A 17,640-nucleotide genomic window follows, 5' to 3' on the forward strand; every position below is an offset into this window, starting at 1 on the left:
CAGACTTAAGAAACGAAAGGGCCGGCGCAAGCTGGCCCTTTCTCGTTTTGATCTGTTCATTCGGTTGGAAACGGCAAAGCGGTCAGATGACATGCGATATTCGGCCGGCCCAAGCCGGCGATGCAGCAGATATCAGCCGCGTCATCATCCGCGCGCTGCGCGAAACCAATGCAAAGGATTACACGCCCGATATCATCGCGCGGGTCGAACTCAGTTTCAGCCCCGCGGCTGTCGAACGATTGATCGAGCAGCGCGAGGTGTTCGTTGCCGAGATGGAGAATCGTGTTGTCGGCACAGCGAGCCTGGACGGGCAGGCCCTGCGGACCATGTTCGTCTTGCCGGACATGCAAGGGCGCGGCATCGACCGTTTGCTGGTGCAGCGGATCGAGATGGTTGCCCGCGAACGACAGCTTGCGGTTCTGATGGTCCCGGCGACGGTCACCGCAGAGGCTTTTTACGCGAGACTGGGCTTCACCGCCGTTCGCGAGGCCTATCACGGTGAGGAGCGGACCATCATCATGGAACGTGTCTTGTCGCCGACAGCCAGCTGACCCGCCACTGCAGATCACATCAATGCCATGGAAAAGGCCGGCGAAAGCCGGCCTTTTTTCGCGCCTGGCGTGTGTTGCGGCGCACTACATGCTTTTGTTCATCTTTCCTTCAGCTGAAAAATGTTTTCACTTGGAGTGGGTTAGTGCGAGTCGACGGGGTCGACGGGCCAGCCTTGCAGCGTCAGCGGATTCCGCTTTGGCTGGGAATACGTTACATCGACCGTTGCCGGATATTGCCGCCGGCAAATACGACGCGTGAAAGAAACCTATGCTTGATCTTGCAATTGTTGGTGGTGGTCCAGGCGGCCTGATGAGCGCCTGGTATCTCAAGAAGAAGCTCGGCGATCTCTGTCGTGTCACCATCTACGAGGCGTCTGACCGCGTCGGCGGCAAGATTCTCACGCGCAAGTTCGATACAGCGCCAGCCATGTACGAAGCTGGCGTTGCAGAAATCTACGATTACTCGATGACGGGGCCGGATCCGCTGCGTGAGCTGATCCAGCATTTCGGCCTGCAGACCATTCCGATGGATGCCGAGCAGGTGCAGCTCGACGGCGAGCTGCTCAACGACGTGCCGGGCATGCGCAAGAAATACGGCCCGAAGACCGCAGCCGCCATTGAAGCCTTCCGCAAGAAGTGCGCGAGCATGGTGTCGCCGATCGAATATTATGAAGGCGTCGGTTCGCACGACAACGAACACCCCTGGGCATGGATAAATGCCGAGGAGCTGCTTGATAAGGAAGTCAGCGATCCCACCGCCAAGCGCTTCCTGAAGGTGATGGCGCGCTCCGACATCGCGACCGAGACGCACAACACCAACGGCCTCAATGCGCTGAAGAACTTCGTGATGGATGTCGATGGCTATATCGGCCTCTATTCGATCCAGAACGGCAACGAGCAGCTGATCTCCTGCCTGCAGTCGGAAGTCGATGCCGACATCCGGCTGAATCACCGTGTGCTCAAGGTCGGCAAGACCGAGCAGGGCCGCTATCAGCTCGACATGATGAACGGCAAGGGGCCGGACACCCGCGATTTCGATCTCGTGGTGATGTGCCTGCCGCATTCGTGGCTGGCGACCATGCGCTGGGACGGCGAGCAGCTGCGCAAGTCGATGGTCAAGCATGTCTCTTACTTCGACCGCCCGGCGCATTATCTGCGCATCTCGCTGCTGTTCGACACCCCGTTCTGGGGCGAGCAGATTTCCGGCGCCTGGTTTATGTCGGAAGCCTTTGGCGGCTGCTGTGTCTATAACGAGGGCGCGCGCCACGATGTCGGCAAGCACGGCGTGCTGAACTGGCTGGTGCCAGGCTCCGACGCGTTGGCCTTTGCCAACCTCACAGACGATGAGTTGATCGATGCCGCGCTGAAGTCGTTGCCGGTCTCGTTTGGCGATGCGCGTGAGCATCTGCTGGAAGGCAAGATCCATCGCTGGCTGTCGTCGGTCAACGCGATCCCCGGTGGCATGCCGGTGCGCGACGTCATGACCAATCACCGGCCGGAGCCGAAGGATCATCCGGGCCTCGTCGTGGTTGGCGACTATCTGTTCGACTCCACGCTCAATGGTCTGCTCGACTCCTCCGATGCCGCCACCGACATTATCCTCACCGAGATGATGCGCCTGCGCCGTGCGCAGGGTCAGAATGGCACGACGATCTCCGACAAGATCGATCGCGACTATTTCCAGAACTATCGCGGCGTCGGTCCTTATAGCGAGGTCTGGAGCCAGTTCACCGATCCCGCCTATCTGACAAATCTCATCAAGATCGTCTGGGGCCGCGCCAAGGGCTACAAGTTGCTGGTCGCCGGCTCGGCATCAGGCGAACTGGTCGGCGCGCTGCGTGCCAGGGGGATCGACGCCTGGGGTGTCGAGAACAACAAGGCGATCCACGCCAGGACGCCAAAGGCGCTGCAGAAGTTCAACAAGCTCGGCTCGATCACCGATCTGCCCTTCAAGGCCGGGCAGTTCGATTTCGTGTTCGAGACCAGCCTGTGTCACGTGAGCGACAAGCAGGTGGTGACGGCCGTGCAGGAGCTCAACCGCGTCGTGAAGACCGGCCTTGTGTTCGGCTCGGTCACGTCCGATATGGCGCCGGCGGTGATCGATCGCTATGACCTGCTGCGCGGTGTCAAGAAGCTCGGCACCTGGTGGGAATGGTCGGAATTGTTCTTCGGCAACGGCTTCGACCTGTCGATGCATCGCCGCGACTGCACCGAGGCGGTGTGGGAAGCCACACTGGCCGCCGGCAAGGGGCCGGGCCATTGGTATGCCGACGCGGACAGCCTGCGTTACTCGTTCTTCGACAAGGTCGATGCCGAGGATTGATCTTTGGCATCCGCCCTCGGTTGCTTTGCCGAGGACATTCTGATCGCATAGGATCATTGCCGTGGCTGTCCGGGCCGCTTCATTGATTCTTGCGGTCGAAGACCGTGCAGCAACGGTTCGTTCCATGGCGTCGAAGCCACCTCCAAAGCCTCCATCTGACGACAAGAACGCGGCCGAGCCGGCCACGCCGCTCGATGACAAGTTTGCGCTTCCGGTTGGCGCTGCCGCCGCTGCGGTTCCCAGCACGAAACCGCCGGCTGTCGAGAAGACGGCAAAAGCCAAGCCCGCCGTCGATGATGACGACGAGGATGACGACAACGACGAGCTCGATGACGATGATGATGAGGAACTCGTCGTCTTCACCGCGCGCGAGGCCGCCGGCGCCTTCGGGACGGTCTATCGTTTCACGCGGCCGTTGCTCGGCAAGTACCGCAAGCTGCTTGGCTTCGTTGGCTTCGGCGTTCTGGTCGAGACGCTGTTCAACGTCATCATGCCGCTCAGCCTCAAATATCTGATCGACGACGCGCTCGGCGAGGAAGACTTCGACGCGCTGTTCAAGATCCTGTCGGTGCTGGCCGTCGCCGGCATTGTCACGTCGATCGTTGCGATCTGGTATGAGCGCTGGGACGCCAAACTGGCAGCCTCGATCATCACGGACGTCCGCTCGCGCCTGTTCGATCACGTGCAGGATCTGCCGTCGGCCTATTTCGCCCGCACCAAGCGTGGTGAAATTCTGTCCCGCTTTTCGATCGATCTGTCGTCTTTCGAGACGGCCATCAAGAGTTTTGCCAACAGCGCATTGCTGCCGTTCCTCGAACTGATCGCCGGCATCGGGCTGATGCTGTATCTGAACTGGCAGCTCGCCGCCGTCGCGCTGCTGATCTTCCCGATCACGCTGATCGGTCCGCGCATCCTGACGCCGAAGGCCGTGCAGGCCAATTACGACCAGAAGCTCAGCGAAGCTTCCGTGCTCGGTATGGTGCAGGAAAACATCGCGGCACAGGCGGTGATCAAGGCCTTCAGCCTGCAGCGGCGCACCATGGGCTGGTTCCGGCTACGCAACAACGAAACGCGCGACAGGATCGCGGCTGCGACCTTCCTGTCGACCATGGTCGAGCGCTCAGTCACCGTCTCGGTGTTGTTGCTGCATTTGGTGGTGCTGGCGATCGGCGCCTATCTCGCCACCAAGGGGCAGATCACCGTCGGTACCTTCGTCACCTTCGAAAGCGCGTTCTGGGAGGTGTCCTACAATATCGCCCACGTGATGCATTTCATCCCGGTGTCGATCCAGGCAGCGGCCGCCGTGCGGCACATGGAGGAGATGCTCGACGAGCCCACCCGCGGTGCCGACAAGCCCGGCTCACCGGAGCTGCCGCGCATCGTCAACGACATCACGTTCGATCGCGTCTCGTTCAAGTATGAGAACAGCCAGCAGCCAGTGCTCGACAATCTCAGCCTTAAGATCAATGTCGGCAAGACCGTCGCCATTGTCGGCCCGTCCGGCTCCGGCAAGAGTACGCTGCTCAACCTGATCCTGCGGCTCTATGTGCCGGACGAGGGCAGGGTGACCATTGACGGCGTCGATATCCGCAAGATCACGCGCGAGTCCCTGCGCGGCCATATGGCCGTGGTGTTCCAGGAGAACATGCTGTTCAACATGTCGATCCGCGAGAACATCCGGCTCGGCAAGGAAGGCGCCACCGACGAGGAAGTCGAGCAGGCGGCGCGCAAGGCTGAGATCCATCGCTACATCATGAGCCTTCCGGACAAATACGACACCCAGGTCGGCGAGCGCGGCGATACGCTATCCGGCGGCCAACGCCAGCGCATTGCGATCGCGCGGGCCGTCGTCCGCAATCCGTCGGTGCTCCTGCTGGATGAGGCGACATCCGCTCTCGACCAGACAACCGAGGCGGCGCTCAACAAGACGCTGTTCAAACTCGCCAAGGGCCGCACCTTGATTTCGTCGACGCACCGACTGGCCGCCGTGGTGGATATGGACGAAATCATCGTCATCAATGGCGGCAAGGCGATCGAGCGCGGCTCGCACAAGGAGCTGCTGGCGCTGAACGGTACCTATCGCCAGCTCTGGGACGACCAGCGGCACAGGTCATCTGCCAACGATGATGATGATGACGAGGATGACGACGACGAGTGAGCACATCTGAAGATGTGTGAGGCGGTCATCCCGCCGTTCGCAGCAAGCCTGCCGCGAGCTGGCGGAAAGCCTCGACAGCTTTCGTAAGGACCGCGTGGGGATCGTCGGCGGCAGCGATCCAGAGGGCGGCGTTGAGCGCCGCGCCATTGATCAGACGGGCCGCCGCTTCGGCATCGACAGGCTTGACCGTTCCATCGTCGATCAGCCGTTGAATCGCATGTGTTGTCGTGCGCAGACACGCCGTCTGGTTTGGCCATTGCGAGGGATCGCCGAGCACGGCGGGGCCGTCCAGCAGCATGATGCGCTGGATCTCCGGCTCGAGGGACATTTCGATATAGGCCACGCCTTCGTTGAGAAACCCGTCCCATGCGGTGTCCGCCTGACCGCGGGCAGCGCGCATGCGCGCCAACATTTCCGCGTCGATCTGATCGATGACGGCCTGCAGCAAACCCTTCTTGTCGCCGAAATTGTGATAGAGCGCACCGCGCGTCAGGCCGGCTTCCGCGGTCAGATCGTCCATCGATGCCGCCGCATAGCCTTTGGCGGCGAAAGCCGTCCGGGCCGCCTGGATGAGTTTGGCCCGGGTTTCCTCCACCATTTCCGCTCGTCGTCTCGCGACCACTTAGATCTCCTGCAAAAGATATACGCTGCGTATGCGTATTGACATACGAAACGTATGTCTGATTATATTGACATACGAGGCGTATATAATCTTTGAATAGGACTGACACCATGACCAAACGCGACGCGATTTTCCCGGCCGGGCGCCAGGCGCTTTACGAGATCAATCGGTATTCGGCGGCCATACGCTCGGGCGACCTCCTGTTTGTCTCCGGCCAGGTCGGCAGCCGGGAAGACGGCTCGCCGGAGCCGGTCTTCGAAAAGCAGGTCCAGCTTGCTTTCGATAACCTTGCGGCTGTGCTGAAGGCTGCAGGTTGCACGTTCGACGATGTGGTTGACGTGACCACCTTCCACACCGATCCGGCCACGCAGTTCGCGGCGGTCAACGTCGTCCGATTGGCCGTGATTGGTGAACCGCCTTATCCGAACTGGACCGCCGTAGGGGTTAACTGGCTGGCGGGCTTCGATTTCGAGATCAAGGTCATCGCGCGCCTCCCTGCGACCGCTTGATTGGCTGGTCGTGAGTGCCGAGTGGGGTGGGTGGTGTCCCTCTCCATTCGGCCCCCGGTAATATTTGCTGCTGATCGATGCTGGCCCGGTGTTCCGATTCGGGACGCGATACGATTTCCTTCGGATGCGAGTAGGCGGGGTAGGGCGCAAAATTCCGCAACCCAGGCGATTCTCTTTCATCAAACTGCAACGAATCCGAGTCGCGGATTCTTTCGTGGATGACATGACGGGCGTCGAAATCGCGTATGTTCTGTCATGATCCACATGCTAGAAGATGCAGTGCGAGAAGCGTTTCTTTCATCGCGCTTTGTTGTTGACTTGGGTATCCCCTGCGGATACAACCCGGCCATTCAACGACAGGCGGTGAGCTTCGCCAGTGTCGGAACGGATCACTCAATCGGCTTTTCGGAGCTAATTGGGCACCAACCTCGACCAAGAAGCTCAAACGCTGTCGCTATATCAAGGCAATGCCAAAACGACGTTTGTCTCCTGAGAGGCTTCTCTCTCTTGAGATTAAATTCGAATGCATGACCTCGGTGCAGACCTAAAGACGCAAGTCTGACGGTCATGATCGCGGTCCTCTGTGGCGTTAAGCGCTTTCCGTTCAGCAATGAATGGTTGGCGTGATTTCGTTTTGCGTGAAGCTTTTCATGCGATCCGAACCGTGGGGCAGGTTGCTCCGAGTGATTTTGAGGAAGCCGTTACGGCTTCGAGCGAACTAAAGGGTGAAGGCTGACATGCCGACGATCAACCAGCTGATCGCTACTCCGCGCGCAATTCAGAAGTCGCGCAAGAAGGTTCCTGCGCTGCAGCAGTCGCCGCAGAAGCGCGGCGTTTGCACGCGCGTCTACACGACGACTCCGAAGAAGCCGAACTCGGCGCTTCGTAAAGTTGCCAAGGTGCGTCTGACCAATGGCTTCGAAGTCATCGGTTACATTCCGGGTGAAGGTCATAACCTTCAGGAGCACTCCGTGGTCATGATCCGCGGCGGTCGCGTCAAGGATTTGCCCGGCGTGCGTTACCACATCCTCCGCGGCGTGCTGGATACCCAGGGCGTCAAGAACCGTAAGCAGCGTCGTTCGAAGTACGGCGCGAAGCGTCCGAAGTAAGCCGGGGTCTGATCGATGTCTCGTCGCCATTCAGCTGAAAAGCGTGAAGTTAACCCGGATCCGAAGTTCGGGAACATCATCGTAACCAAGTTCATGAATTCGATCATGTACGACGGCAAGAAGTCTGCCGCCGAAACCATCGTTTACGGTGCTTTCGAAATGATCGAAGCGAAGACCAAGCAGGGTCCGCTCGGCGTGTTCGAGCAGGCTCTGGAAAATGTGATGCCGACGATCGAAGTTCGTTCGCGTCGCGTCGGTGGCGCCACCTATCAGGTGCCGGTTGAAGTCCGCAGCATTCGGCGCCAGGCGCTGGGCATTCGCTGGCTGATCACCGCTGCGCGCGCCCGCAACGAGAAGACCATGACCGAGCGTCTCTCGGCTGAGTTGCTCGATGCGTCGAACAACCGTGGTAACGCCGTGAAGAAGCGGGAAGACGTGCACAAGATGGCGGAAGCCAACCGCGCATTCTCGCACTATCGCTGGTAACGGCGAAACTCCGGAATTTAAGGAACATCCCATGCCTCGCGTACATGCCATTGAGGACTACCGTAACTTCGGTATCATGGCGCATATCGATGCCGGTAAGACGACAACGACCGAGCGCATCCTCTATTATACCGGCAAGAGCCACAAAATCGGCGAAGTGCACGAAGGTGCCGCGACGATGGATTGGATGGAGCAGGAGCAGGAGCGTGGCATCACCATCACGTCCGCTGCCACCACTGCATTCTGGAACGGCCATCGCCTGAACATCATCGACACCCCCGGCCACGTCGACTTCACGATTGAAGTCGAGCGTTCGCTGCGCGTGCTCGACGGCGCTGTGTGCGTCCTCGACTCCAACCAGGGCGTCGAGCCGCAGACCGAAACCGTCTGGCGTCAGGGCGACAAGTACAAGGTTCCGCGGATCGTTTTCGCGAACAAGATGGATAAGACCGGCGCTGACTTCTACAAGTGCCTTCAGGACATCATTGACCGTCTCGGCGCGAAGCCCGTTGCGATCCAGCTGCCGATCGGCGCGGAGAACGACTTCGTGGGCATGATCGATCTCGTGATCATGAAGGCCTATATCTGGAACAACGAAGCACTCGGCGCGAAGTACGAAACCGTCGACATTCCGGCTGACCTGCTCGAGAAGGCCAAGGAATATCGCGAGAAGCTGCTCGAAGCCGCTGTCGAACTCGACGACGACGTCATGGCTGCTTACCTCGACGGCACCGAGCCGGACGAGGCGACCCTCAAGCGTCTGATCCGTAAGGCCGTGCTGACTGGCGCGTTCTATCCGGTTCTCTGCGGCTCGGCCTTCAAGAACAAGGGCGTGCAGCCTTTGCTCGACGCGGTTGTCGATTATCTGCCGTCGCCGGTTGACGTTCCTGCCATCAAGGGCACGGACGAAGACGGCAACGAGATCCTCCGCAAGGCGGACGACAAGGAGCCACTGGCTCTGCTCGCATTCAAGATCATGGACGATCCGTTCGTCGGCACCATCACGTTCTGCCGCATCTATTCGGGTGTTCTGCAGAGCGGCACCGGTGTCGTGAACTCGACCCGTGAGAAGAAAGAACGCATCGGCCGCATGCTGTTGATGCATGCGAACAACCGCGAAGACATCAAGGAAGCCTTTGCCGGCGACATCGTCGCTCTGGCTGGCCTCAAGGAAGCCCGCACCGGTGACACGCTTTGCGATCCGGACAAGCAGGTCATTCTCGAGCGCATGGAATTCCCTGAGCCGGTGATCGAAATCGCGATCGAGCCGAAGTCCAAGGCCGACCAGGAAAAGCTGGGGGTCGCTCTGGCGAAGCTCGCTGCGGAAGATCCGTCGTTCCGCGTGTCGACCGACCACGAGTCCGGCCAGACCATCCTCAAGGGCATGGGCGAACTCCATCTCGACATCAAGGTCGACATTCTGCGCCGTACCTACAAGGTCGACGCGAACATCGGCGCACCGCAGGTGGCGTTCCGTGAGAAGATCACGAAGCGCGCTGAAGTCGACTACACCCATAAGAAGCAGACCGGTGGTACCGGCCAGTTCGCCCGCGTCAAGTTCGTGGTCGAGCCGGGCGAGCCGGGTTCGGGCTTCGTGTTCGAATCCAAGGTCGTCGGTGGTTCGGTTCCGAAGGAGTACATCCCCGGCGTCGAAAAGGGTCTCAACAGCGTCATGACCTCGGGCGTGGTCGCGGGCTTCCCCGTGGTCGACGTTCATGTCCAGCTGGTTGACGGCGCCTATCACGACGTCGACTCGTCGGCACTGGCCTTCGAAATTGCTTCGCGCGCGGCACTCCGCGACGCGCTGCAGAAGGGCAAGTCCGTTCTGCTCGAGCCGATCATGAAGGTCGAATGCGTGACCCCGGAAGATTACACCGGTTCGGTCATCGGCGACTTGAACTCGCGGCGCGGTCAGATCCAGGGTCAGGACATGCGCGGCAACGCCAACGTCATCAACGCGATGGTGCCGCTCATGAACATGTTCGGTTACGTGAACACGCTGCGCTCGATGAGCCAGGGTCGTGCAACGTTCTCGATGTCATTCGATCACTACGCGGAAGCGCCGGCCAATGTGTCGGCAGAAGTCCAGAAGAAGTTTGCCTGATTGTCGTTAGCGACAGTTAACGACTAAACGGAGAGAGTCATGGCCAAAGCAAAATTTGAACGTAACAAGCCGCACTGCAATATTGGTACGATCGGTCACGTTGACCACGGCAAGACGTCGCTGACGGCGGCGATCACGAAGGTGCTGGCGGAGACGGGTGGTGCAACGTTCACCGCTTACGACCAGATCGACAAGGCGCCCGAGGAAAAGGCCCGCGGCATCACGATCTCGACCGCGCACGTCGAATACGAGACCGCCAACCGCCACTACGCCCACGTCGATTGCCCCGGCCACGCCGACTATGTGAAGAACATGATCACCGGCGCCGCGCAGATGGACGGTGGCATCCTGGTCGTGTCGGCCGCTGACGGCCCGATGCCGCAGACCCGCGAGCACATCCTGCTCGCGCGCCAGGTCGGCGTGCCCGCCCTGGTCGTGTTCCTGAACAAGTGCGACATGGTCGACGATCCGGAGCTGCTCGAACTGGTCGAGATGGAAGTGCGCGAACTGCTCTCGAAGTACGACTTCCCGGGCGATGACATTCCGATCATCAAGGGTTCGGCGCTGGCCGCTCTCGAAAACTCGGATGTGAAGCTCGGTCATGACGCTATCCTGGAGCTGATGAAGGCGGTCGACAGCTACATCCCGCAGCCGGAGCGTCCGGTTGACCAGCCGTTCCTGATGCCGGTGGAAGACGTGTTCTCGATCTCGGGTCGTGGTACGGTCGTGACAGGCCGCGTCGAGCGCGGCATCGTCAAGGTCGGCGAGGAAATCGAAATCGTCGGCATCCGCGCCACGCAGAAGACGATCTGCACCGGCGTTGAAATGTTCCGCAAGCTCTTGGATCAGGGCCAGGCCGGCGACAACATCGGCGCGCTGCTGCGCGGCACCAAGCGTGAAGACGTCGAGCGCGGCCAGGTGCTGTGCAAGCCGGGTTCGGTGAAGCCGCACACCAAGTTCAAGGCCGAGGCCTACATTCTGACCAAGGAAGAGGGTGGCCGTCACACGCCGTTCTTTACCAACTACCGTCCGCAGTTCTACTTCCGCACCACCGACGTGACCGGTGTTGTGCATCTGCCGGAAGGCACCGAAATGGTGATGCCGGGCGACAATATCGCCATGGAAGTGCACCTGATCGTGCCGATCGCCATGGAAGAGAAGCTGCGCTTCGCCATCCGTGAAGGCGGCCGCACCGTCGGTGCAGGCGTCGTCGCTAGCATCATCGAGTAAGGACGCGAACAGGAAGTCGTGAGTAGCGGGTCTCGCTACTCGCTACTCGCAACAACCATTCGCTTTCAAAGAAAGACACGGCAATGAACGGCCAGAATATCCGCATTCGTCTCAAGGCGTTCGACCATCGTATCCTCGATGCATCGACCCGTGAGATCGTGAGCACCGCGAAGCGCACGGGTGCACAGGTCCGTGGACCCATCCCGCTGCCGACGCGCATCGAGAAGTTCACGGTCAACCGTTCGCCGCACGTCGACAAGAAGAGCCGCGAGCAGTTCGAGATGCGCACCCATAAGCGTCTTCTCGATATCGTCGATCCGACCCCGCAGACAGTCGATGCTTTGATGAAGCTCGACCTGGCCGCCGGTGTCGACGTCGAGATCAAGCTCTAAGTATTTAGGTCCCGTCCGGTCAAACGGACAGAAAGAACAGGAAGCACGCCGATGCGCTCCGGAGTGATCGCACAAAAGGTCGGGATGACCCGGGTCTTCACAGACGCCGGTGAACATATCCCTGTGACCGTGCTCAAGCTGGGTAACTGCCAGGTGGTTGGCCACCTCACCAGCGAGAAGAACGGTTACGTCGCGCTGCAGCTCGGATCGGGCTCGCGCAAGACCGTGTATTTGCCCAAGGCTGAACGCGGCCAGTTCGCGGTTGCCAAGGTTGAACCCAAGCGGAAGGTCGCGGAATTCCGCGTGTCGGAAGACGCGCTGATCCCCGTCGGCGCCGAGATCCAGGCAGACCACTTCGTGGTTGGCCAGTTCGTCGATGTCACCGGCACCTCGGTCGGTAAGGGCTTCGCCGGCGGTATGAAGCGCTGGAATTTCGGCGGTCTTCGCGCCACGCACGGTGTGTCGGTTTCGCATCGTTCGATCGGTTCGACCGGTGGTCGTCAGGATCCCGGCAAGACCTTCAAGAACAAGAAGATGCCCGGTCACATGGGTGTCGATCGTATCACCACGCTCAACCTGCGCGTCGTGCAGCTTGATGTCGAGCGCGGCCTGATCCTCGTCGAAGGCGCCGTTCCCGGCTCCAAGGGCGGTTGGATTTCGGTTCGCGATGCGGTGAAGAAGGCTCTGCCGAAGGACGCGCCGAAGCCCGGCAAGTTCAAGCTGGCAGGTGAGGGTGCTGCTGAAGCACCTGCCGCCGAGCAGGAGGGCGTGTGAGATGAAATTGAACGTCACCACGCTTGAGGGCAAGGACGCCGGCTCGATCGAGCTGTCGGATGCCATCTTCGGTCTCGACCCGCGCGTCGACATCATCCAGCGTTGCGTCAACTGGCAGCTCGCAAAGCGCCAGTCGGGTAACCACAAGGCCAAGGGCCGTGCGGAAATCTGGCGTACCGGCAAGAAGATGTACAAACAGAAGGGCACCGGCGGTGCTCGTCACGGTTCGGCTCGCGTTCCGCAGTTCCGCGGCGGCGGTCGTGCCTTTGGTCCGGTCGTTCGCTCCCATGCGTTCGATCTGCCGAAGAAGGTCCGTGCACTCGCGCTGAAGCATGCTCTGTCGGCGAAGGCCAAGGACGGCGGCTTGATCGTGATCGAGAACGCCAACCTGGAAGCCGCCAAGACCAAGGCTCTGCTGGGTCACTTCTCGAGCCTCGGCCTGACCAATGCGCTGATCATCGATGGCGCCGAGGTTCATGTCGGTTTCGCTCAGGCGGCCCGCAACATTCCGAACATCGACGTTCTGCCGATCCAGGGCATCAACGTTTATGACATTCTGCGTCGTCAGAAGCTGGTTCTGACCAAGGCGGCGCTTGATGCGTTGGAGGCGCGCTTCAAATGAAGAACATCGACCCGCGCCATTACGACGTGATCGTCGCCCCTGTGGTGACGGAAAAGGCCACTGTCGCCTCTGAATTCAACAAGGTTGTTTTCAAGGTCGACGGCAAGGCCACCAAGCCGCAGATCAAGGAAGCCGTCGAAAAGCTGTTCGACGTCAAGGTAAAGAGCGTGAACACGCTGGTTCGCAAGGGCAAGACGAAGATCTTCCGTGGCAACCTCGGTTCACAGTCGAACGTCAAGCGTGCGATCGTGACCCTCGAAGAGGGCCACCGCATCGACGTTACGACCGGACTGTAAGGGCGATCAACGATGGCACTTAAGACATTCAACCCAACGACACCCGGCCAGCGTCAGCTGGTCATGGTGGATCGTTCCGCGCTGTACAAGGGCAAGCCTGTCAAGGCTCTGACCGAAGGCAAGCACTCGGCTGGCGGTCGTAACAACACCGGTCGCATCACGGTGCGCTTCCGTGGCGGTGGCCACAAGAAGTCCTATCGTATCGTCGACTTCAAGCGTTCCAAGGTCGACGTTCCGGCCGTGGTCGAGCGTCTGGAATACGATCCGAACCGCACCGCGTTCATCGCGCTGATCAAGTACACCGATGGCGAGCAGGCTTATATCCTGGCGCCGCAGCGTCTGGCCGTTGGCGATACCGTCATCGCCGGCAGCTATGTCGACGTGAAGCCGGGCAATGTCATGCCGCTCGGCAACATGCCGATCGGCACGATCATCCACAACGTCGAGATGAAGATCGGGAAGGGCGGCCAGATCGCTCGTTCCGCGGGCACCTATGCCCAGCTCGTCGGTCGTGACCATGATTACGTGATCATCCGTCTGAACTCGGGCGAACAGCGTCTGGTTCACGGTCGTTGCACCGCCACCATCGGCGCTGTGTCGAACCCGGATCACATGAACATCTCGATCGGCAAGGCCGGTCGTACCCGCTGGCTCGGCTGGCGTCCGCATAATCGCGGCGTCGTCATGAACCCGATCGACCATCCGCACGGTGGTGGTGAAGGTCGTACCTCGGGTGGTCGTCATCCGGTTACGCCCTGGGGCAAGCCGACCAAGGGTAAGAAGACCCGGTCGAACAAGTCGACCAACAAGTTCATTCTCATCAGCCGCCACAAGCGGAAGAAGTAAGGATCGCCGGACATGGTTCGTTCAGTCTGGAAAGGCCCGTTCGTCGAGGGTTCGCTGCTCAAGAAGGCAGATGCCGCTCGTTCGTCTGGTCGTCATGATGTGATCAAGATCTGGAGCCGTCGCTCGACGATCTTGCCGCAGTTCGTGGGTCTCACCTTCGGCGTTTACAACGGCCAGAAGCATGTACCTGTCGCTGTGAACGAGGAAATGGTCGGTCACAAGTTCGGCGAGTTCTCGCCGACCCGTACCTTCCATGGCCACGCCGGCGACAAGAAAGCCAAGAAGGGCTAAGGACTATGAGCAAGCCAAAGCGCGAACGGAGCCTCCCGGATAACGAGGCCAAGGCGATCGCCCGCATGCTGCGCGTGAGCCCGCAGAAGCTCAATCTCGTTGCGCAGATGATCCGCGGCCGGAAAGCTTCGGCTGCGCTCGCCGACCTGCAGTTTTCGCGCAAGCGGATCGCAGTCGACGTGAAGAAGTGCCTGGAATCGGCGATCGCGAATGCCGAGAACAACCATGACCTCGATGTTGACGCGCTGATCGTCTCCGAGGCGCATGTCGGCAAGGGCATCGTGATGAAGCGTTTCAGTCCGCGCGGCCGTGGCCGTTCGGGCCGTATCTTTAAACCGTTTGCGCAGCTGACGATCGTCGTTCGTCAGGTCGAAGCAGAAGCAGCAGCGTAAGCAGGCGCAGGAGAATAAGATGGGTCAGAAGATCAATCCAATCGGTCTGCGTCTTGGCATCAACCGTACGTGGGATTCACGTTGGTATGCCGGCAAGAACGAATACGGCAAGTTGTTGCACGAAGACGTCAAGATCCGCGAGATCCTGCACAAGGAGCTCAAGCAGGCTGCCGTCGCCAAGATCATCATCGAGCGCCCGCACAAGAAGTGCCGCGTGACCATTCAGTCGGCTCGTCCGGGTGTTGTGATCGGCAAGAAGGGCGCTGACATCGACAAGCTTCGCAAGAAGGTTGCCGACATCACTTCTTCGGACGTGGTGATCAACATCGTCGAAATCCGCAAGCCGGAGCTCGATGCGACCCTGGTCGCCGAGTCGATCGCACAGCAGCTCGAGCGCCGCGTTGCGTTCCGCCGTGCGATGAAGCGGGCAGTGCAGTCGGCTATGCGTCTCGGCGCCGAAGGCATTCGTATCAACTGCTCGGGTCGTCTGGGCGGTGCGGAAATCGCGCGTATGGAATGGTATCGCGAAGGTCGCGTGCCGCTGCACACGCTGCGTGCGGATATCGATTACGGCGTAGCCACCGCGTTCACGACGTTCGGCACCTGCGGCGTCAAGGTCTGGATCTTCAAGGGCGAAATCCTCGAGCACGATCCGATGGCTCAGGACAAGCGCATGGCCGAGGGTGACAATTCCCGGCCGCGTCGCGACGCTGCTTGAGCGTTTAATTAGAAGGTTTGAGGGCGTAAGCCATGATGCAACCAAAGAAGACCAAGTTCCGGAAGGCGCATAAAGGCCGGATTCACGGCGTTGCGACTTCGGGCGCCACGCTGGCTTTCGGTCAGTTCGGCCTGAAGGCGATGGCACCGGAACGTCTGACCGCGCGTCAGATCGAAGCTGCTCGCCGCGCGCTGACCCGTCACATGAAGCGTGCCGGCCGCGTCTGGATCCGCGTGTTCCCGGATCTCCCGGTTTCGAAGAAGCCTGCTGAAGTCCGAATGGGCTCCGGCAAGGGCACCCCGGAATTGTGGGTTGCGCGCGTCAAGCCAGGCCGTGTGATCTTCGAGATCGACGGTGTCACCACGCAGATTGCCAAGGAAGCGATGACCCTCGCTGCCGCCAAGCTGCCGATCAAGACGCGTTTCGTTACGCGCATTGCGGAGTAGAGCCATGGCCGATATGAAATCCAGCGATATCCGCGCAATGAGCCCCGATCAGATGGACGACGCCGTCCTCAATCTGAAAAAGGAGCGCTTCAACCTGCGCTTCCAGCGCGCCACCGGGCAGCTGGAAAATACCACGCGACTCCGTGAGGCTCGCCGTGATATTGCACGAATCAAGACCATCGCCGCGCAAAAGCGCGACGGTAAGTCGAAGTAAGGGGCCGAACATGCCAAAACGTACTTTGCAGGGCGTGGTCGTCAGCGACAAGCAGACCAAAACGGTTGTTGTTCGCGTTGACCGTCGCTTTACGCACCCGATCTACAAGAAGACCATCCGCCGTTCGAAAAACTACCATGCCCACGACGAGAACAGTGAGTTCAAGCCGGGCGACATGGTGTGGATCGAAGAGAGCAAGCCGATGTCGAAGCTGAAGCACTGGACGGTTGTCCGGGGTGAACAGAAGAAGACTGCCTAAAAATCGCGCAATAGCGCATAAACAGAGGACGAGGTGCATCAATGATTCAGATGCAGACCAACCTCGACGTGGCCGATAATTCAGGCGCACGCCGTGTCATGTGCATTAAGGTGATTGGTGGATCCAAGCGCCGTTATGCATCCGTTGGCGACGTAATTGTCGTATCGATCAAGGAAGCCATCCCACGCGGGAAGGTGAAGAAGGGCGACGTCATGAAGGCGGTCGTCGTGCGCGTCCGCAAGGACATTCGCCGCCCGGATGGCTCTGTCATCCGCTTCGATCGCAACGCAGCAGTGCTGATCAACAATCAGTCCGAGCCGATCGGTACCCGTATTTTCGGGCCCGTGCCGCGTGAGCTGCGCGCCAAGAACCACATGAAGATCATCTCGCTTGCGCCGGAGGTGCTGTAATGGCTGCCAAAATTCGCAAGGGTGACAAGGTCATCGTGCTGAACGGTCGCGACAAGGGGCGCACCGGTGAAGTGTTCGAAGTGCGCCCGACCGAGGGCAAGGCGCTGGTTCGTGGCGTCAACCTGGTCAAGCGTCACCAGAAGCAGACCCAGGCACAGGAAGGCGGCATCATCTCGAAAGAGGCGCCGATCCAACTGTCCAACATCGCGATCGTCGGCAAGGACGGCAAGCCGACTCGCGTTGGTTTCAAGATCCAGGCTGACGGCACCAAGGTGCGCATCGCCAAGCGTTCGGGAGCAGAGATCGATGTCTGAGACCGTCTACATTCCGCGCCTGCGCGTCGAATACGACAAGTCCATTCGTGCCAAGCTGACTGAACAGTTCGGCTACGAAAATGTCATGCAGGTTCCGCGCCTCGACAAGATCGTCCTGAACATGGGCGTTGGCGAAGCTGTGAACGATCGCAAGAAGGCCGAAACCGCTGCCGGCGACCTGTCGCTGATCGCCGGTCAGAAGGCCATCGTGACTTATTCGCGCGTTGCTATCGCGACCTTTAAGCTGCGTGAAAACCAGCCGATCGGCGCCAAAGTGACTCTCCGCAAGACGAAGATGTACGAGTTCATCGATCGTCTGGTGAACGTCGCTCTGCCGCGCGTGCGAGATTTCCGTGGCCTGAACGCCAAGAGCTTCGACGGCCGTGGCAACTACTCGCTCGGTCTCAAAGAGCACATCATTTTCCCGGAAATCGATTTCGACAAGGCCGGGGATACGCCGCTGGGCATGGACATCACGGTGTGCACCACTGCGCGCACCGACGACGAGGCCCGCGCTTTGTTGACCGCTTTCAATTTCCCGTTCCGGCAGTGAGTAGCTGAAAAGCTTCTCAAA

Annotated in this window: 23 protein-coding genes; 22 read left to right on the forward strand and 1 reads right to left on the reverse strand. The window is 60.0% G+C overall.

The features are described from left to right. Nucleotides 1-86 precede the first annotated feature (86 nt). From AB8A33_RS09560 to AB8A33_RS09570, 3 genes are all read left to right on the forward strand, one after another. Nucleotides 87-551: a GNAT family N-acetyltransferase gene (locus tag AB8A33_RS09560; protein WP_439092516.1), complete on the forward strand. Its 465-nt coding sequence runs from the start codon at nt 87-89 to the stop codon at nt 549-551. Between the two features lie 268 nt (nt 552-819). Then, the gene (locus AB8A33_RS09565) at nt 820-2,874 is read left to right on the forward strand and encodes an FAD-dependent oxidoreductase (protein WP_439092517.1); all 2,055 of its coding nucleotides are present in this window, start codon (nt 820-822) and stop codon (nt 2,872-2,874) included. A 124-nt stretch (nt 2,875-2,998) separates the two neighbouring features. Next, nucleotides 2,999-5,032 (forward strand): ABC transporter ATP-binding protein, encoded by a 2,034-nt coding sequence (locus AB8A33_RS09570; RefSeq protein ID WP_439095896.1) that lies wholly within the window; start codon nt 2,999-3,001, stop codon nt 5,030-5,032. A gap of 25 nt (nt 5,033-5,057) precedes the next feature. Here the strand turns inward: AB8A33_RS09570 and AB8A33_RS09575 are convergent, their stop codons facing one another. Next, entirely contained in the window at nt 5,058-5,654 is a 597-nt protein-coding gene (locus AB8A33_RS09575) for a TetR/AcrR family transcriptional regulator (RefSeq protein ID WP_439092518.1), read from the reverse strand. 110 nt (nt 5,655-5,764) lie between these two features. Here AB8A33_RS09575 and AB8A33_RS09580 point away from each other — a divergent pair, with 110 nt between their 5' ends. The 19 genes from AB8A33_RS09580 to rplE all read left to right on the forward strand — a co-directional run bounded on the left by AB8A33_RS09580 (nt 5,765) and on the right by rplE (nt 17,619). Further along, nucleotides 5,765-6,163, forward strand: coding sequence for a RidA family protein (locus AB8A33_RS09580; protein ID WP_439092519.1), 399 nt, complete (start codon nt 5,765-5,767; stop codon nt 6,161-6,163). 737 nt (nt 6,164-6,900) lie between these two features. Beyond that, nucleotides 6,901-7,272: a 30S ribosomal protein S12 gene (gene rpsL / locus AB8A33_RS09585; protein ID WP_068731626.1), complete on the forward strand. Its 372-nt coding sequence runs from the start codon at nt 6,901-6,903 to the stop codon at nt 7,270-7,272. Between the two features lie 15 nt (nt 7,273-7,287). Then, entirely contained in the window at nt 7,288-7,758 is a 471-nt protein-coding gene (gene rpsG / locus AB8A33_RS09590; protein ID WP_092152014.1) for a 30S ribosomal protein S7, read from the forward strand. Nucleotides 7,759-7,789: 31 nt separating this feature from the next. Beyond that, the gene (fusA, locus tag AB8A33_RS09595) at nt 7,790-9,862 is read left to right on the forward strand and encodes an elongation factor G (protein WP_439092520.1); all 2,073 of its coding nucleotides are present in this window, start codon (nt 7,790-7,792) and stop codon (nt 9,860-9,862) included. Nucleotides 9,863-9,901: 39 nt separating this feature from the next. Then, a complete protein-coding gene (tuf, locus tag AB8A33_RS09600) occupies nt 9,902-11,092 on the forward strand; it encodes an elongation factor Tu (protein ID WP_439092499.1) in 1,191 nt (396 codons plus the stop codon). An 83-nt stretch (nt 11,093-11,175) separates the two neighbouring features. Then, on the forward strand, nt 11,176-11,484 hold the full coding sequence (gene rpsJ, locus AB8A33_RS09605) for a 30S ribosomal protein S10 (protein ID WP_013166261.1): 309 nt from the start codon (nt 11,176-11,178) through the stop codon (nt 11,482-11,484). A 51-nt stretch (nt 11,485-11,535) separates the two neighbouring features. Next, a complete protein-coding gene (gene rplC / locus AB8A33_RS09610) occupies nt 11,536-12,258 on the forward strand; it encodes a 50S ribosomal protein L3 (protein WP_092144483.1) in 723 nt (240 codons plus the stop codon). 1 nt (nt 12,259) lies between these two features. Beyond that, the gene (rplD, locus tag AB8A33_RS09615; RefSeq protein WP_439092521.1) at nt 12,260-12,880 is read left to right on the forward strand and encodes a 50S ribosomal protein L4; all 621 of its coding nucleotides are present in this window, start codon (nt 12,260-12,262) and stop codon (nt 12,878-12,880) included. After that, complete coding sequence (locus tag AB8A33_RS09620) at nt 12,877-13,176, forward strand: 50S ribosomal protein L23 (RefSeq protein ID WP_068731492.1); 300 nt, start codon at nt 12,877-12,879, stop codon at nt 13,174-13,176. The genes rplD and AB8A33_RS09620 overlap by 4 nt, the downstream gene beginning before the upstream one ends. Before the next feature lie 12 nt (nt 13,177-13,188). Next, a complete protein-coding gene (gene rplB / locus AB8A33_RS09625; protein ID WP_068731490.1) occupies nt 13,189-14,022 on the forward strand; it encodes a 50S ribosomal protein L2 in 834 nt (277 codons plus the stop codon). Nucleotides 14,023-14,034: 12 nt separating this feature from the next. Continuing rightward, nucleotides 14,035-14,313 (forward strand): 30S ribosomal protein S19, encoded by a 279-nt coding sequence (rpsS, locus tag AB8A33_RS09630; protein WP_089268170.1) that lies wholly within the window; start codon nt 14,035-14,037, stop codon nt 14,311-14,313. Between the two features lie 5 nt (nt 14,314-14,318). Next, nucleotides 14,319-14,705: a 50S ribosomal protein L22 gene (gene rplV / locus AB8A33_RS09635; protein ID WP_068731486.1), complete on the forward strand. Its 387-nt coding sequence runs from the start codon at nt 14,319-14,321 to the stop codon at nt 14,703-14,705. 19 nt (nt 14,706-14,724) lie between these two features. Continuing rightward, the gene (gene rpsC / locus AB8A33_RS09640) at nt 14,725-15,423 is read left to right on the forward strand and encodes a 30S ribosomal protein S3 (protein ID WP_068731624.1); all 699 of its coding nucleotides are present in this window, start codon (nt 14,725-14,727) and stop codon (nt 15,421-15,423) included. 32 nt (nt 15,424-15,455) lie between these two features. Then, nucleotides 15,456-15,869, forward strand: a complete 414-nt coding sequence (rplP, locus tag AB8A33_RS09645) for a 50S ribosomal protein L16 (protein ID WP_089268171.1) — start codon at nt 15,456-15,458, stop codon at nt 15,867-15,869. Nucleotides 15,870-15,873: 4 nt separating this feature from the next. Next, nucleotides 15,874-16,083, forward strand: a complete 210-nt coding sequence (rpmC, locus tag AB8A33_RS09650; RefSeq protein WP_068731483.1) for a 50S ribosomal protein L29 — start codon at nt 15,874-15,876, stop codon at nt 16,081-16,083. Nucleotides 16,084-16,093: 10 nt separating this feature from the next. Next, nucleotides 16,094-16,342, forward strand: a complete 249-nt coding sequence (gene rpsQ, locus AB8A33_RS09655; RefSeq protein WP_068731481.1) for a 30S ribosomal protein S17 — start codon at nt 16,094-16,096, stop codon at nt 16,340-16,342. A 41-nt stretch (nt 16,343-16,383) separates the two neighbouring features. Continuing rightward, nucleotides 16,384-16,752 (forward strand): 50S ribosomal protein L14, encoded by a 369-nt coding sequence (gene rplN, locus AB8A33_RS09660; RefSeq protein WP_068731479.1) that lies wholly within the window; start codon nt 16,384-16,386, stop codon nt 16,750-16,752. Continuing rightward, nucleotides 16,752-17,066, forward strand: a complete 315-nt coding sequence (gene rplX, locus AB8A33_RS09665; RefSeq protein WP_068731477.1) for a 50S ribosomal protein L24 — start codon at nt 16,752-16,754, stop codon at nt 17,064-17,066. The genes rplN and rplX overlap by 1 nt, the downstream gene beginning before the upstream one ends. After that, on the forward strand, nt 17,059-17,619 hold the full coding sequence (gene rplE, locus AB8A33_RS09670; protein WP_089268174.1) for a 50S ribosomal protein L5: 561 nt from the start codon (nt 17,059-17,061) through the stop codon (nt 17,617-17,619). Before rplX ends, rplE begins: the two co-directional genes overlap by 8 nt. Nucleotides 17,620-17,640 lie beyond the last annotated feature (21 nt).

The organism is Tardiphaga sp. 813_E8_N1_3 (assembly GCF_051811025.1).
GTDB lineage: Bacteria > Pseudomonadota > Alphaproteobacteria > Rhizobiales > Xanthobacteraceae > Tardiphaga.